Origin of the sequence: Kitasatospora acidiphila (assembly GCF_006636205.1) — a bacterium.
Lineage (GTDB): Bacteria > Actinomycetota > Actinomycetes > Streptomycetales > Streptomycetaceae > Kitasatospora > Kitasatospora acidiphila.
This window is the reverse complement of record NZ_VIGB01000003.1, coordinates 3,249,135-3,264,183: the sequence shown is the minus strand read 5'-3', so window position 1 is coordinate 3,264,183 and position 15,049 is coordinate 3,249,135. Positions and strand designations below refer to the sequence as shown.

Here is a 15,049-nt window from a genome sequence, read left to right as displayed (position 1 = left end):
GTGCGCTACTCCCAACCGGGCCGATCTGGTGGAAGCGGGTGCATATCCCTACTCTCGGACCATTACTCTAAGTTGAGTGTATGTGTCATTGAGTGACCGGAGTGGTGTAGGGTCCCGGCTGGGAACAGAGGGGGAGGTGCCGGGTGAGCCCCAGGTCTGACGGTGTGTCGACCGCGCCGCCGGCGGGCGTCACCCGCCTGCCCCTACTGGTCGGCCGTCGTCTGGCCCTCCTGCTCGGGATGCTCTGCCTCGGTTATGCGCTGGGCGCCGCCTTCGGCTGGGGCTCGCACCCATTGGCGTGCTTCATGGGGGACTTCGGGCTGGCCGGCGCCGCGCTGGCGGCCGCGCTCTCCTGCCTGATGCGCGGCTGCACGGTGCCCGGGCAGACCCGCGGGGCCTGGCTGCTGTTCGGCCTCTCCTCGGCCACCCTGGCGGTCGGCAACGGCACCTGGGGCTGGTACGAGGTGGTGCTGCGCACCCCGCTGCCGCAGGACTCGATCGCCGACTACGCATTCCTGCCGTTCGCGCCGCTGGCCGTGCTGGGCCTGCTGGTGCTGGCCCAGCGCCCGCGCGGCGCGGCCGCCTGGCTCTGCCTGCTGCTGGACGGCTGGTTGGTGGCCGGCTCGCTGTTCACGCTCAGCTGGAGCCTGGCGCTGGGCCAGACCGCCGAGGGCGAGGTGGACAACCCGCTGCGGCTGGCGCTCGGCCTGGCCTATCCGGTGCTGGACATCATGATGGTCTCGCTGGTGGTCGGGATGCGGTTCCGCTGCCGGGAGGGCAACCGGGCCGCGGTGCACAACGCGATGCTGGGGCTGGCGGTCACCGTGGTGTGCGACGCGCTCTACAGCTCGCCGGCGCTGCGCGACACCTACCACTCGGGGGAGATCCTGGACGCCGGCTGGTTCACCGGCTCCCTGATCCTGGCCTACGCGCCCTGGACGTCCCGCTGGCGGCGCCCCAGCCCGCGCCGGCTGCATCCCGCGGGCGGCGGCCTGCCGCGCCGCCGGGTGGCCTCCACCTTCAGCGCGCTGACCCCGTACGCCGCGGCCTCGGTCTGCTGCGCCGGCATCCTCTACAACGCCCTCGGAGGTCGTCCGATGGACCGGGTGGTGATCGTGGTCGCCTGCACGGTCGGCCTGGCACTGATCGTCCGTCAGGGCATCATGCTGCTGGACAACCTGTCGCTGGCTCAGGAACTCGCCCAGAAGGAGGCGCACTTCCGCTCCCTGGTGCAGGGCTCCAGCGACGTCATCATGATCATCGGGGCCGACGGGGTGCTCTCCTACGTGTCGCCGGCCGCGCTCGGCGTCTACAGCCGGGATCCCGAGGAGCTGGTCGGCGGCCGGCTGCTGGACCTGGTGCACCCGCAGGACGCCGAGCGGGTGGTCGGCGAGGTGCGCCGGTTCCTGGCCCGCAGCCAGCTGCTGGCCAGGCGCCCGGACGGCCATCCGTCGGCGCCGGCCGCGGCCCGCCCGGGCGAGCCCAGCGCCCGGGTGGAGTGCCGGATCCGGGCCGGCGGCGGCGAGTGGCTGCACGTCGAGTCCACCGTCAACCGGTACCGCGACGGGCTGATCCTGAACAGCCGGGACGTCACCGAACGGGTGCGGCTGCAGGCCCAGTTGCAGCACAACGCATTCCACGACCCGCTCACCGACCTGCCCAACCGGGCGCTCTTCGCCGAGCGGCTGCGAGCCGCGCTCGGCGGCGGCCAGGGCGGTGGCGATCCGCGCGGCGAGGGTGCCCGCGAACACCCGTACCGGGATGCCGCGGTGGCCGTGCTCTTCCTCGACCTGGACGGCTTCAAGGCGGTCAACGACACCGCCGGGCACCAGGCCGGCGACCAGCTGCTGGTGCAGGCGGCCCGGCGGCTGCAGGCCACCGTGCGCGCCGGCGACACGGTCGCCCGGTTCGGCGGCGACGAGTTCGCGGTGCTGGTCGCCGGTCAGCTGGGCCGGCTGCGGGTGCAGGAGCTGGCCGAGCGGCTGCGGCACGCGCTCTCCGAGCCGTACTGGATCGGCGGCGCCGAACTGGGCGTGGCCGCCAGCATCGGGATCGCCTTCGAGCCGCAGTGGGCCGAGCCGGACGCGGCGCCGGCCGACCCGGGCGTGCTGGCCGACGAGCTGATGCGCGACGCCGACCTGGCGATGTACCGGGCCAAGTCGGAGGGCAAGGGCCGGGTGGTGCTCTACAGTCCCGGCATGCGGGCCGACCTGGACCGCCGCAAGGAGCTGGACACCCGGCTGCGGGCCGCCGTCCGGGAGGGCGGCTTCGCGCTCTACCACCAGCCGGTGGTGGACCTGCGCACCGGCGCGGTCACCGGGCTGGAGGCGCTGGCCCGGTGGCGCTCGGCGCAGGGCCTGCTGCTCACCCCGGCGGAGTTCCTGCGCGGCGCCGAGCAGGGTGACGCGGCCACCCGGTTCGCCCGCTGGCTGCTGGAGCAGGCGATCGCCCAGGCCGCGCTGCGCGGGGTGGACGACGGCGGGCCGGGCAGCCGGCCGGGCTCCGGCGCGGTGCCGGTCACGGTGCGGCTGAGCGCCGAGCGGCTCTGCGCGCCCGGGGTGTACGAGACCATCGCCGGGGCGCTGCGGGACAGCGGGCTGCCGTGCGGGCGGCTGGTGATCGAGCTGGCCCGGCTCTGCCCGGACGGCACGGCGGACGAGCTGGGCCGCCGGCTGGCCGCGCTGCGCCGGCTCGGGGTGGGCACGGCGCTGGCCGGGTTCGGCACCGGCAGCGGCTCGCTGGGCGCGCTCGCCAAGCTGCCGTTCGACGGGGTGAAGCTGGACCGCTCGGTGGTGCAGGAGGTGGCCGACTCGCCGCGCAGCCGGGCACTGGCCGGCCATGCGCTGCGGCTGGGCCGGGAGCTCGGCCTGGTCACCGCCGCCGAGGGGGTGGACCAGCCGCGTCAGGTGACGGTGCTTCAGGAGCTGGGTTGCCGGCAGGGCCAGGGGCTGGCGTTCGCCCAGCCGCTGGACGAGTTCCGCCTGCGGCGGGCCCTGGTGCGTAGGCTGTATCCGCTGCCCAGGCCGGTGGGAGCGGTCTCGGCCCGGCACGCCTACCTCTCGGCGGCGGACGGCCGGCCGTCCATCGTTGGTCCGCATGGTGAGACTGCCATCCCGCCTGCTTGACACCGGATGCCGGTCGGGAGGAAGGTCGGTGCCATGCGCACCCGAATTCTCGTACTTGGCGGGCGCGTCGGCTGAGCGGGCCACAGATCGCCCCACTCGACACAGACCGACGCGCCACCCCTCGCATGCCCTTGGGCACGAGGGGTTTTTTGTTGCTGTCGCACCGATGAACACCGCGTGAAACACCGTTGCCCCTTCCGCTCATTCCATCCGAAAATGGGATGAAGCGGACAGCCGAACCGGCGAAGGAAGACAGGCAGATGACCGAGCACACGGCATCCCCCCGCCGCGGGGACCACCCGGCCGCCCCTCCCAAGGCACCCCCGTGGTCGTCGAGACGATGACCGGCGCGCAGTCGCTCATCCGTTCCCTCGAAGCCGTGGGCGCGGACACCATCTTCGGCATTCCGGGCGGTGCCATCCTGCCGGCCTACGACCCGCTGATGGACTCGGCGAAGGTCCGCCACATCCTGGTCCGCCACGAGCAGGGCGCCGGCCACGCGGCCACCGGCTACGCACAGGCCACCGGCAAGGTCGGCGTCTGCATGGCCACCTCGGGCCCGGGCGCCACCAACCTGGTCACCCCGATCGCCGACGCCTACATGGACTCGGTGCCGATCGTGGCGATCACCGGCCAGGTCTCCTCGGCGTCGATCGGCACCGACGCCTTCCAGGAGGCCGACATCTGCGGCATCACCATGCCGATCACCAAGCACAACTTCCTGGTCACCGACCCGGCCGAGATCCCGCAGGTGATCGCGGAGGCCTTCCACATCGCCGCCACCGGCCGCCCCGGCCCGGTGCTGGTCGACATCGCCAAGGACGCGCTGCAGGCCACCACCACCTTCCGCTGGCCGGTCGAGATGGCGCTGCCCGGCTACCGCCCGGTCACCAAGCCGCACGCCAAGCAGATCCGGGAGGCCGCCCGGCTGCTGGTCAACGCCAAGCGCCCGGTCCTCTACGTGGGCGGCGGCGTGCTCAAGGCGCAGGCCACCGCGGAGCTGCGGATCCTGGCCGAGCTGACCGGCGCACCGGTGGTCACCACCCTGATGGCGCTGGGCGCGTTCCCGGACAGCCACCCGCAGCACCTGGGCATGCCCGGCATGCACGGCAGCGTCCCGGCGGTCACCGCGCTGCAGAAGTCCGACCTGCTGTTCACCCTCGGCGCCCGCTTCGACGACCGGGTCACCGGCCGGCTGGACTCCTTCGCACCGGGCGCCAAGGTGGTGCACGCGGACATCGACCCGGCCGAGATCGGCAAGAACCGCCCGGCCGACGTGCCGATCGTCGGCGACGCCCGCGAGGTGCTGGCCGACCTGATCGTCGCCGTCCAGGCCGAGCACGAGGCCGGCCACCAGGGCGACTACGGCGACTGGTGGGCCAAGCTCAACGAGTGGAAGAAGACCTACCCGCTGGGCTACGACCCGGCCCCCGCAGGGGAGTTGTCGCCGCAGCAGGTGATCGAGCGGATCGGGCAGCTGGTCGGCTCGGACGCCATCTACGCGGCCGGCGTGGGCCAGCACCAGATGTGGGCTTCGCAGTTCATCAGCTACGAGAAGCCGGCCACCTGGCTGAACTCGGGCGGCGCCGGGACCATGGGCTACGCGGTGCCGGCCGCGATGGGCGCCAAGGCGGGCCGGCCGGACACCGAGGTCTGGGCGATCGACGGCGACGGCTGCTTCCAGATGACCAACCAGGAGCTGGTCACCTGCGCCCTCAACAACATCCCGATCAAGGTCGCGGTCATCAACAACGGCTCGCTGGGCATGGTCCGCCAGTGGCAGACCCTCTTCTACAACCAGCGGTACTCCAACACCGTGCTGCACGCCGGCCCCGACCACGACGGCGTCGCCCCGCCGCCGCAGGGCACCCGGATCCCCGACTTCGTGCTGCTCTCCGAGGCGATGGGCTGCGTGGGCCTGCGCTGCGAGCGCCCCGAGGAGCTGGACGCGGTGATCAAGCAGGCGATGGAGATCAACGACCGCCCGGTGGTGATCGACTTCATCGTCCACCAGGACGCGATGGTCTGGCCGATGGTCGCCGCCGGCACCAGCAACGACGAGATCCTGTTCGCCCGCGGGGTGCGCCCCGACTTCGGCGACGACCTCGACTGACGCCCCAACGGACCAAGGGAACCCAGAAGCCATGTCCAAGCACACCCTCTCCGTCCTGGTCGAGAACAAGCCCGGCGCGCTGGCCCGGGTGGCCGCGCTGTTCTCCCGTCGGGGCTTCAACATCGACTCCCTCGCCGTCGGCGCGACCGAGCATCCGGACGTCTCCCGGATGACCATCGTGGTCAACGTCGAGGACCTGCCCCTGGAGCAGGTCACCAAGCAGCTCAACAAGCTGGTCAACGTGATAAAGATCGTCGAGCTCGACCAGTCCGCTGCGATCCAGCGGGAACTGGTCCTGGTCAAGGTCCGGGCGGACAACGAGACCCGGTCCCAGGTCGTCGAGATCGTGCAGCTCTTCCGCGCCAAGACCGTGGACGTGTCGCCGGACGCCGTGACCATCGAAGCGACCGGCAGCTCCGACAAGTTGGAGGCGATGCTGCGGATGCTGGAGCCCTTCGGCATCAAGGAGCTGGTGCAGTCCGGCCTGGTGGCGATCGGGCGCGGTGCCCGTTCGATCACCGACCGGTCGCTGCGCGCCCTGGACCGCAGCGCGTAAACCGCTCCCTCCTGTCGCCCGCCCCCACCCTTCCAAGGACACGCTGCGCGAAGGACACGCTGCGCGCGACACCCCCTGAAACCCCTTAACCCACGCGTACGGTGACTGGACACCGACGCGATACACGCAAGGAGAAAGCCCACCGTGGCCGAGCTGTTCTACGAAGACGACGCCGACCTGTCCATCATCCAGGGCCGCAAGGTCGCGGTCATCGGCTACGGCAGCCAGGGCCACGCCCACGCGCTGTCGCTGCGTGACTCGGGTGTGGACGTCCGGGTCGGCCTGAAGCCGGAGTCCAAGTCCCGTGCGGCGGCCGAGGAGGCCGGCCTGCGGGTGACCACTGCGGCCGAGGCGGCGGCCGAGGCCGACGTCATCATGATCCTGGTGCCGGACCCGGTCCAGGCCGACGTCTACGAGGCGGACATCGCCCCCAACCTGAAGGCCGGCGACGCGCTGTTCTTCGGGCACGGCCTGAACATCCGCTACGGCTTCATCAAGCCCCCGGCCGACGTCGACGTCTGCATGGTCGCCCCGAAGGGCCCGGGCCACCTGGTCCGCCGCCAGTACGAGGAGGGCCGCGGCGTGCCGTGCATCGTCGCGGTCGAGCAGGACGCCACCGGCAAGGCCTTCGACCTGGCGCTGTCCTACGCCAAGGGCATCGGCGGCACCAAGGCCGGCGTCATCAAGACCACCTTCACCGAGGAGACCGAGACCGACCTGTTCGGCGAGCAGGCCGTCCTCTGCGGCGGCACCGCCGCCCTGGTCAAGGCCGGGTTCGAGACCCTGGTGGAGGCCGGCTACCAGCCGGAGATCGCCTACTTCGAGTGCATGCACGAGCTGAAGCTGATCGTCGACCTGATGTACGAGGGCGGCCTGGAGAAGATGCGCTGGTCGGTCTCCGAGACCGCCGAGTGGGGCGACTACGTCACCGGCCCGCGGATCATCACCGACGCCACCAAGGCCGAGATGAAGCAGGTCCTCGCCGAGATCCAGGACGGCACCTTCGCCAACACCTGGATCGCCGAGTACAAGGCCGGCCTGCCCAAGTACAACGAGTACAAGAAGGCCGACTCGGACCACCTGCTGGAGACCACCGGCCGCGAGCTGCGCAAGCTGATGAGCTGGGTCAAGGAGGCCTGATCCGGCAGCCGGCAGCATGGGGACGGGACCGTCCGGGCGGTCCCGTCCCCCCTGTACAAGCCGTCTGGTCCCGTGCGGGTGATTTCGCCGCACGGGAGCAGGAAACCCCCGGTCCGTCGATACACTTCCGAGTGCGCGTCAGGCCCACAGCGTCGTGCGTCTATCCACGCGGCATGCCACCAAACCCCCATGTCCGCCGGACCGCAACGAGCCGGTCACGCCTCCCACGTGTCTGCGCCGGCCGATGCCCGCGGCGGGGAGAACCGGACAGTAAGGACGAACTGTCGTGAGCACTGTCACTTCCAAGAACGCCGTGGTGCTGATCGCCGAAGAGCTGTCGCCGGCGACCGTAGACGCCCTGGGCCCGGACTTCGAGATCCGGCATTGCGACGGAGCCGACCGCACCGAGCTGCTGACCGCCATCGCGGACGTCGATGCCATCCTGATCCGCTCCGCCACCCGGATCGACGCCGAGGCGCTGGCCGCCGCCAAGAAGCTCAAGGTGGTCGCCCGGGCCGGCGTCGGCCTGGACAACGTGGACGTCTCCGCCGCCACCAAGGCCGGCGTGATGGTCGTCAACGCGCCCACATCCAACATCGTCACGGCCGCCGAACTCGCCTGCGGCCTGCTGATCTCGGTGGCCCGCAACATCGCGCCCGCGAACTCCGCACTCAAGGCCGGCGAGTGGAAGCGCAACAAGTACACCGGTGTCGAGCTGGCCGAGAAGACCCTCGGCGTGGTGGGCCTGGGCCGGATCGGCGTGCTGGTGGCCCAGCGGATGTCGGCCTTCGGCATGAAGATCGTCGCCTACGACCCTTACATCCAGGCCGCCCGCGCCGCCCAGATGGGCGTCAAGCTGCTCTCGCTCGACGAGCTGCTGGAGGTCGCCGACTTCATCACCGTGCACCTGCCCAAGACCCCCGAGACGATCGGCCTGATCGGCGACGAGGCGCTGCACAAGGTCAAGCCGACGGTGCGGATCGTCAACGCGGCCCGCGGCGGCATCATCGACGAGGCGGCCCTGCTCAGCGCCCTCAAGGAGGGCCGGGTGGCCGGCGCCGGCCTGGACGTCTACGCCAAGGAGCCGTGCACCGACTCCCCGCTCTTCACCTTCGACAACGTGGTGGCCACCCCGCACCTGGGCGCCTCCACCGACGAGGCGCAGGAGAAGGCCGGCATCTCGGTCGCCAGGTCGGTCCGCCTGGCGCTGGCCGGCGAGCTGGTTCCGGACGCGGTCAACGTGCAGGGCGGCGTGATCGCCGAGGACGTCCGGCCCGGGCTGCCGCTGGCCGAGCGGCTCGGCCGGATCTTCACCGCGCTGGCCGGCGAGGTGGCGGTGCGGCTCGACGTCGAGGTGCGCGGCGAGATCACCCAGCACGACGTCAAGGTGCTCGAACTCTCGGCGCTCAAGGGCGTGTTCGAGGACGTGGTGGCGGAGACCGTGTCCTACGTCAACGCCCCGCTGTTCGCCCAGGAGCGAGGCGTCGAGGTGCGGCTGACCACCAGCAGCGAGAGCGCCGAGCACCGCAACGTGATCACCGTGCGCGGCACCCTGGCCAACGGCTCCGAGATCGCCATCTCCGGCACCCTCTCCGGCCCCAAGCTGCAGCAGAAGATCGTCGGCGTGGACGCCTTCGAGGTCGACATCGCGCTCACCGACCACATGGCGTTCTTCAAGTACGACGACCGCCCCGGCGTGGTCGGCACCCTGGGCCGGATCCTCGGCGACGCCGGCATCAACATCGCCGGCATGCAGGTCTCCCGCGACGGCACCACCAATGACGTGCTGGCCTCGATCACCGTCGACACCCAGATCCCGCAGGAGGTGCTCGCCGAGATCGCGGCCGAGATCGGCGCCAAGTTCGCCCGTTCGGTGGATCTCGGCTGACGCCTTCTCAGCCCCCGGGGCCCGGACCGCGCTGCGCGGTCCGGGCCTTGTCCTTTGGGGAGTTGAGCCCGTTGGCGGCCGGCGGTCCGGAGCGCCGCCGTCTCAGATACTAGGAAATCCAACTAAATGTAGAGACAGCCGCCGGGCGCGGGCGTACCGTGAAATGGCACCCGGCGTACCCGCTCCCGGACCCACCGTTCGTCCGGCGAGCCGCGGGCCGTGTGTGCACGTACGCAGTGCGGCGGGCGATCCCCGCCAGGCGTACCACCCCTCCTCTTCCCTCCTCCGACGCCGCTGCGGCGTCCGCGAACCCAGGAGCCCGGTATGCCCCTCACCACCAACCTGCACGCCCGCGACAACGCCCCGGCCGCGGCCGGCACCACCGCGGCAGCCCGCCGCCGCCGGCGCGGCCTCGCCCTCGCCACCCCCGACACCAGCGCCGCCTGCGCAGCCGCCCTGCAGCGCTCCCTGGACCGCCGCGACAACGGCGGCTCCACCGGGCACTGAGGTCAGTAGGTCGTGCGGGCCCGGCGGCGCCACCGGGCCCACCTGGCGGACAGCGTCCACGGCGACCTGGACACGTTCGGGTGAATCCGGGCTCGAAGCCGCCGGGCAGCCTGGGAGGGCGCCGCCAGAATCCCTCGCATGGGAGCAATCGATCCATTGCCCGAGTGGGCTCGGACACCCGCCGGGGGCTGGCGGGCAGCGGATCTGGACCGCCTGGAGGATCTGCCGCCGCACACCGAGCTGCTCGACGGCCGGCTGTATTTCCGCAGCCCGAGCACTGTCTTCCAGGAGCTGACTCGCAGCCAGTTGGACCACGGACTGCGGGCGCTGGCTCCACAGGGGTGGGAGGTGTCGAGCACGTCGGAGGAGATTCGCCATGGGGCAGCCCGCCTGACGCCGGATCTGACCGTCACGCGACGGGGTGGACTGAATCCGTCTCGGGTGCTGCTCGCCATCGAGGTGATGCCATCCACCTGGCCCGCCGAGGTGCGGCGAGCCACCCCGGCGGACTACGCCGCTGCCGGTGTCCCCCACCTGTGGTGGGTGGAGCGTGAGGGCACTCGCGCGGTGGTCCGGTGTTACGAACTCGACTCCGCCACCGGGCGGTACGGCGCCGAGGCCGTCCAGTACGACGAGGTGAGAACCACCCGCCCGTTCCCGGCAGCCATCGATCTGACACTGACCTCGAGTCCGAATAATGGACACTAGATGTCACCCCCCGAGACCAGGAGTACCGTCTCCATCATGTCTCGCACCCTTCGTCTCGCAGTGATCCCCGGTGACGGCATCGGCCAGGAGGTGGTGGCCGAAGGTCTCAAGGTGCTGACCGCCGTCCTTCCCTCCGACGTCAAGCTGGAGACCGCCGAGTACGACCTCGGGGCCCGGCGCTACCACGCGACGGGGGAGACCCTGTCGGACGAGACGCTCGCGTCGCTCAAGGAGCACGACGCGATCCTGCTCGGGGCGATCGGGGACCCGTCGGTGCCGTCCGGGGTGCTGGAGCGCGGGCTGCTACTGAAGCTGCGGTTCGCCTTCGACCACTACGTCAACCTGCGGCCGGGCAAGCTGCTGCCGGGGGCGAAGTCCCCGCTGGCGGGACACCAGCCCGACAGCGCGTCTCCGACACGACCTGAAATCGACTTCGTGGTGGTCCGCGAGGGCACCGAGGGCCCGTACGTGGGCAACGGCGGCTCGCTGCGCACCGGGACCGCGCAGGAGGTGGCCACCGAGGTCAGCCTCAACACCGCGTTCGGCATCGAGCGGGTCGTCCGGGACGCGTTCCGCCGCGCCGCCGCCCGGCCGCGCAAGAAGCTGACCCTGGTGCACAAGAACAACGTGCTGGTGCACGCGGGCCACCTGTGGGCCCGGATCTTCCAGCAGGTCGCCGCGGAGTACCCCGAGGTCAGCACCGACTACCTGCACGTCGACGCCGCGACGATCTTCTTCGTCACCCAGCCCGAGCGGTTCGACGTGATCGTCACCGACAACCTGTTCGGCGACATCCTGACCGACCTGGCCGCCGCCGTCACCGGTGGCATCGGCCTGGCGGCCAGCGGCAACATCAACCCCTCCGGCGCCTACCCGTCGATGTTCGAGCCCGTGCACGGTTCCGCCCCGGACATCGCGGGCCAGGGCAAGGCCGACCCGACCGCCACCGTGCTGTCGGTCGCCATGCTCCTCGAGCACCTCGGCTACGCCGCCGAGGCCGCCCGGGTCGAGGCGGCGGTCGCCGCCGACCTGGCCGAGCGCGGCCCGGACGCCCGCAGCACCTCGCAGGTCGGCGACGCGCTCGCGGCCCGAGTATCCGGCTGACGGGCCGGCTGAGAGGCACTCACAACCCCGACAGCTGTTCGGCACGGCCCCTGAGATGCGACTATCAACAGTGGGTCGTGCCGTTCTGCGTTCACGCACAGATGGCGGCTCGGCCCTGACCAACCCCACGGTGAAGGACTGAAGCCATGACCACGCCCACCCAGGCGCCCATCACGTTCGAGCTCAAGCCCTCCGCGCACCCGCTGCCCGCGGCCGAGCGCGAGGCCCGGCTGGCGAACCCCGGATTCGGCCGGATCTTCACCGACCACATGGTCACCATCCGCTGGACCGAGGGCCGCGGCTGGCACGACGCCCAGCTCACCCCGTACGCGCCGATGGAGATCGACCCGGCGAACATGACCCTGCACTACGGGCAGGCGATCTTCGAGGGCCTCAAGGCCTACCGCCAGCCCGACGGCTCGATCGCCACCTTCCGTCCGGAGGCCAACGCGGCCCGCTTCCAGGCCTCGGCCCGCCGGCTGGCGATGCCGGAGCTGCCGGCCGAGGCGTTCGTGGAGGCCGTCGAGCTGCTGGTCCAGCAGGACCGCGGCTGGGTGCCGAACCAGCCGGAGCAGAGCCTCTACCTGCGTCCGTTCATGTTCGCCACCGAGGTCGGCCTGGGCGTCCGCCCGGCCAACGAGTACATCTTCATCGTGATCGCCTCCCCGGCCGGCGCCTACTTCCCGGGCGGCGTCAAGCCGGTCTCGGTCTGGCTCTCCGAGGAGTACGTGCGCGCCGCGCCCGGCGGCACCGGCGCGGCCAAGTGCGCCGGCAACTACGCCGCCTCGCTGGTCGCCTTCGCGCAGGCCACGGCCCAGGGCTGCGACCAGGTGGTCTGGCTGGACGCGGCCGAGCACAAGTGGATCGAGGAGATGGGGGGCATGAACCTCTACTTCGTCTTCGGCGAGGGGGAGAACGCGAAGGTCGTCACCCCGGCACTCTCCGGCGCGCTGCTGCCCGGCATCACCCGCGACTCGCTGCTCAGCGTCGCCGCCGACCTCGGCTACGCCACCGAGGAGCGCAAGATCTCCACCGACGAGTGGAAGCAGGGCAACGCCGACGGCACCCTCACCGAGGTCTTCGCCTGCGGCACCGCCGCCGCGATCACCCCGGTCGGCTCGGTCAAGTCCACCCGTGCGGACTGGACCGTCGGCACCGGCGAGCCCGGCCCGGTCACCATGCGCCTGCGCGAGCGCCTGCTCGGCATCCAGGCCGGCACGGTCGAGGACACCCACGGCTGGCGCCACCCGATCGTCAAGGGCTGACGACGCACCGCACCCGGGCGCCTCACCAGAGCGGGGCGCCCGGGGATGGGTAACCTCGAAGTGACGCACTCGTTGAGCTGTGTGGACTGGAAGGAGGGGGCATGAGCGCGCTGACGCATGACGTGGCCGATTTCCCCGGTGAGTGCGAACTGCTCGATGCCTTCCTGGCGTTGGAGACCCCTCCGGGGTTCAAGGCCGAGCTCATCGAGGGGAAGATCGTCGTGACCCCACCGCCGGACGGCGAGCACGAGACCGCGATCGGACGGATCGCATTCCAGGTCGCCGGCAACAGCCCGAAGGGGACTGTCGACTTCGCGCCCACCAAGGGCCTGATCGTGCCCGCTGGGCGCTATATCCCGGACGGAACCTTCACGAAGCGTGGCGCTTTCTCCGGCGCGGATTCCTGGTGGCGGCCCGAGGGTGTGCTGATGGTCCTCGAGGTCACGTCCAGCCGTCTTCGCAAGGACCGCGAAGAGAAGCGGACCGGTTACGCCGCCGCCGGCATCCCGCTCTACCTGCTGGTCGACCGCAAGGCAGACCAGGTGATTCTGCACAGTGAGCCCGAGGACGGCGAGTACCTGAGCATCGTCCCGGTCAAGATCGGCGACCCTCTCGACCTCCCCGCCCCTTCTCCTTCGCGCTCGACACCGGCGACCTCTTCTGAGACCGACACCCGTCCCGCATCGCGAGACGTCCCGACCCACTCCGTGAACCTGTGCAAGACTGCAAGCGTGTCCTCGCTTTCGCTGATTATTAGCAGCAGGCGCGCCGGTCCGCAGTGACCGTTCCGTGGTGAACCCGCGGGGCGACCACCGTGTCCTCAGACCCGCGCGCAGACCTCTCGCACCCGCGAGGGGTCTTTTGTTTTGCCCGGTCGGCCCACCACATGCCGAGCGGGTAGGACTTGGAACTCCGCCCCCGCCCATCAGGGGGGAACGGTTTCCGGGTGGCGCGCGGGAGGGCGGACAGTGGAGCCGGGGGGACTCGATATCGGCAGCAGCAACTCCGCGAACGGAGAACCCAGAGCCATGACCGACGGCAGTGCACGCCCCGACGACAGCTTCCACGTGTTCGACACCACCCTGCGCGACGGCGCGCAGCGCGAGGGGATCAACCTCACGGTGGCGGACAAGCTGATCATCGCCCGGTATCTGGACGACTTCGGGGTCGGGTACATCGAGGGGGGCTGGCCGGGGGCCAATCCCCGGGACACCGAGTTCTTCGCCCGCGCCCGGGCGGAGCTCGACTTCAAGCACGCCCAGCTGGTCGCGTTCGGCGCCACCCGGCGGGCCGGCGGCAGCGCGGCGGACGATCCGCAGCTGGCCGCGCTGCTGGACTCCGGCGCCCCGGTGATCACCCTGGTCGCCAAGTCGCACGACCGGCACGTGGAGTTGGCGCTGCGCACCACGCTGGCCGAGAACCTGGAGATGGTCCGGGACAGCGTCAGCCACCTGAAGGCGCAGGGCCGCCGGGTCTTCATCGACTGCGAGCACTTCTTCGACGGTTACCGGGCCAACCGCGACTACGCGCTGGAGGTGGTTCGCGCCGGGCACCAGGCCGGCGCCGACGTGGTGGTGCTCTGCGACACCAACGGCGGGATGCTGCCCGGCTCGGTGCGGGAGGTCGTGGCCGACGTGCTGGCCGCCACCGGCGCCCGGCTCGGCATCCACGCCCAGGACGACACCGGCTGCGCGGTGGCCAACACCCTGGCGGCGGTGGACGCCGGCGCCACCCATGTGCAGTGCACCGCCAACGGCTACGGCGAGCGGGTGGGCAACGCCAACCTCTTCCCGGTGGTCGGCGCCCTGGAGATCAAGTACGACCGCCGGGTGCTGCCGCCCGGCAAGCTGGCCGAGATGACCCGGATCTCGCACGCCATCGCCGAGGTGGTCAACCTGACGCCGTCCACCCACCAGCCGTACGTCGGCTTCTCGGCCTTCGCGCACAAGGCCGGTCTGCACGCCTCGGCGATCAAGGTGGACCCGGACCTGTACCAGCACATCGACCCCGAGCTGGTCGGCAACACCATGCGGATGCTGGTCTCCGACATGGCGGGCCGGGCCTCGATCGAGCTCAAGGGGCGGGAGCTCGGCTACGACCTCTCCAGCGACCGCGAGCTGGCGGGCCGGGTGGTGGCCCGGGTCAAGGAGCAGGAGTTGCAGGGCTACACCTACGAGGCCGCCGACGCCTCCTTCGAACTGCTGCTCCGCGACGAGGTGTTCGGCCGCCCGTCGGAGTTCTTCACGCTGGAGTCCTGGCGGACCATCAGCGAGCAGACCCCGGACGGTGCGGGGGCCAACGAGGCCACCGTGAAGCTCTGGGCCAAGGGCGAGCGGATGATCGCCACCGGTGAGGGCAACGGCCCGGTGGACGCCCTGGACAAGGCGCTGCGCGCGGCGCTGGAGCGGATCTACCCTCAGCTGGCCCAGTTGGAGCTGGCCGACTACAAGGTCCGCATCCTGGAGGGCCAGCACGGCACCGGCTCGCGCACCCGGGTGCTGATCGAGAGCACCGACGGCACCGGCAGCTGGTCCACCGTCGGGGTGGCCGACAACGTGGTCGCCGCCTCCTGGGTGGCGCTGCAGGACGCCTACACCTACAGCCTGCTCAAGGCCGGTGTCACCCCGGAGGATTGACGGACAC

At 71.1% G+C, this 15,049-nt stretch carries 11 protein-coding genes; all 11 read left to right on the top strand.

What is annotated here, in order from left to right; genetic code table 11:
• Nucleotides 1-239: 239 nt before the first annotated feature.
• The 11 genes from E6W39_RS15365 (at nt 240) to cimA (ending at nt 15,042) form a co-directional block, all read left to right on the top strand.
• Entirely contained in the window at nt 240-3,125 is a 2,886-nt protein-coding gene (locus E6W39_RS15365) for a putative bifunctional diguanylate cyclase/phosphodiesterase (protein ID WP_141637757.1), read from the top strand.
• Between the two features lie 340 nt (nt 3,126-3,465).
• Nucleotides 3,466-5,238 carry an acetolactate synthase large subunit gene (locus tag E6W39_RS15360; protein WP_267286756.1) on the top strand — a complete coding sequence of 591 codons (1,773 nt, stop codon included), beginning with the start codon at nt 3,466-3,468 and terminating at the stop codon, nt 5,236-5,238.
• 31 nt (nt 5,239-5,269) lie between these two features.
• Nucleotides 5,270-5,794, top strand: a complete 525-nt coding sequence (ilvN, locus tag E6W39_RS15355; RefSeq protein WP_101382314.1) for an acetolactate synthase small subunit — start codon at nt 5,270-5,272, stop codon at nt 5,792-5,794.
• A 144-nt stretch (nt 5,795-5,938) separates the two neighbouring features.
• A complete protein-coding gene (gene ilvC, locus E6W39_RS15350; protein ID WP_141634004.1) occupies nt 5,939-6,934 on the top strand; it encodes a ketol-acid reductoisomerase in 996 nt (331 codons plus the stop codon).
• A gap of 286 nt (nt 6,935-7,220) precedes the next feature.
• Nucleotides 7,221-8,822, top strand: coding sequence for a phosphoglycerate dehydrogenase (gene serA / locus E6W39_RS15345; protein WP_228718169.1), 1,602 nt, complete (start codon nt 7,221-7,223; stop codon nt 8,820-8,822).
• A gap of 324 nt (nt 8,823-9,146) precedes the next feature.
• The gene (locus tag E6W39_RS15340) at nt 9,147-9,329 is read left to right on the top strand and encodes a hypothetical protein (protein ID WP_141634003.1); all 183 of its coding nucleotides are present in this window, start codon (nt 9,147-9,149) and stop codon (nt 9,327-9,329) included.
• A 138-nt stretch (nt 9,330-9,467) separates the two neighbouring features.
• The gene (locus E6W39_RS15335) at nt 9,468-10,037 is read left to right on the top strand and encodes a Uma2 family endonuclease (protein ID WP_141634002.1); all 570 of its coding nucleotides are present in this window, start codon (nt 9,468-9,470) and stop codon (nt 10,035-10,037) included.
• Between the two features lie 36 nt (nt 10,038-10,073).
• A complete protein-coding gene (locus E6W39_RS15330) occupies nt 10,074-11,141 on the top strand; it encodes a 3-isopropylmalate dehydrogenase (protein WP_141634001.1) in 1,068 nt (355 codons plus the stop codon).
• Between the two features lie 146 nt (nt 11,142-11,287).
• On the top strand, nt 11,288-12,406 hold the full coding sequence (locus tag E6W39_RS15325; protein WP_141634000.1) for a branched-chain amino acid aminotransferase: 1,119 nt from the start codon (nt 11,288-11,290) through the stop codon (nt 12,404-12,406).
• A gap of 101 nt (nt 12,407-12,507) precedes the next feature.
• On the top strand, nt 12,508-13,188 hold the full coding sequence (locus E6W39_RS15320; RefSeq protein WP_323809032.1) for a Uma2 family endonuclease: 681 nt from the start codon (nt 12,508-12,510) through the stop codon (nt 13,186-13,188).
• 246 nt (nt 13,189-13,434) lie between these two features.
• Entirely contained in the window at nt 13,435-15,042 is a 1,608-nt protein-coding gene (gene cimA, locus E6W39_RS15315; protein ID WP_141633999.1) for a citramalate synthase, read from the top strand.
• Nucleotides 15,043-15,049: the final 7 nt, after the last annotated feature.

What these genes read in the sequence shown, in the direction of transcription:
- E6W39_RS15365 (WP_141637757.1), top strand. Translation starts at nt 240, where the DNA reads ATGCTCTGCCTCGGTTATGCGCTGGGCGCCGCCTTCGGCTGGGGCTCG.
- E6W39_RS15360 (WP_267286756.1), top strand. Translation starts at nt 3,466, where the DNA reads ATGACCGGCGCGCAGTCGCTCATCCGTTCCCTCGAAGCCGTGGGCGCG.
- ilvN (WP_101382314.1), top strand. Translation starts at nt 5,270, where the DNA reads ATGTCCAAGCACACCCTCTCCGTCCTGGTCGAGAACAAGCCCGGCGCG.
- E6W39_RS15340 (WP_141634003.1), top strand. Translation starts at nt 9,147, where the DNA reads ATGCCCCTCACCACCAACCTGCACGCCCGCGACAACGCCCCGGCCGCG.
- E6W39_RS15335 (WP_141634002.1), top strand. Translation starts at nt 9,468, where the DNA reads ATGGGAGCAATCGATCCATTGCCCGAGTGGGCTCGGACACCCGCCGGG.
- E6W39_RS15330 (WP_141634001.1), top strand. Translation starts at nt 10,074, where the DNA reads ATGTCTCGCACCCTTCGTCTCGCAGTGATCCCCGGTGACGGCATCGGC.
- E6W39_RS15325 (WP_141634000.1), top strand. Translation starts at nt 11,288, where the DNA reads ATGACCACGCCCACCCAGGCGCCCATCACGTTCGAGCTCAAGCCCTCC.
- E6W39_RS15320 (WP_323809032.1), top strand. Translation starts at nt 12,508, where the DNA reads ATGAGCGCGCTGACGCATGACGTGGCCGATTTCCCCGGTGAGTGCGAA.
- cimA (WP_141633999.1), top strand. Translation starts at nt 13,435, where the DNA reads ATGACCGACGGCAGTGCACGCCCCGACGACAGCTTCCACGTGTTCGAC.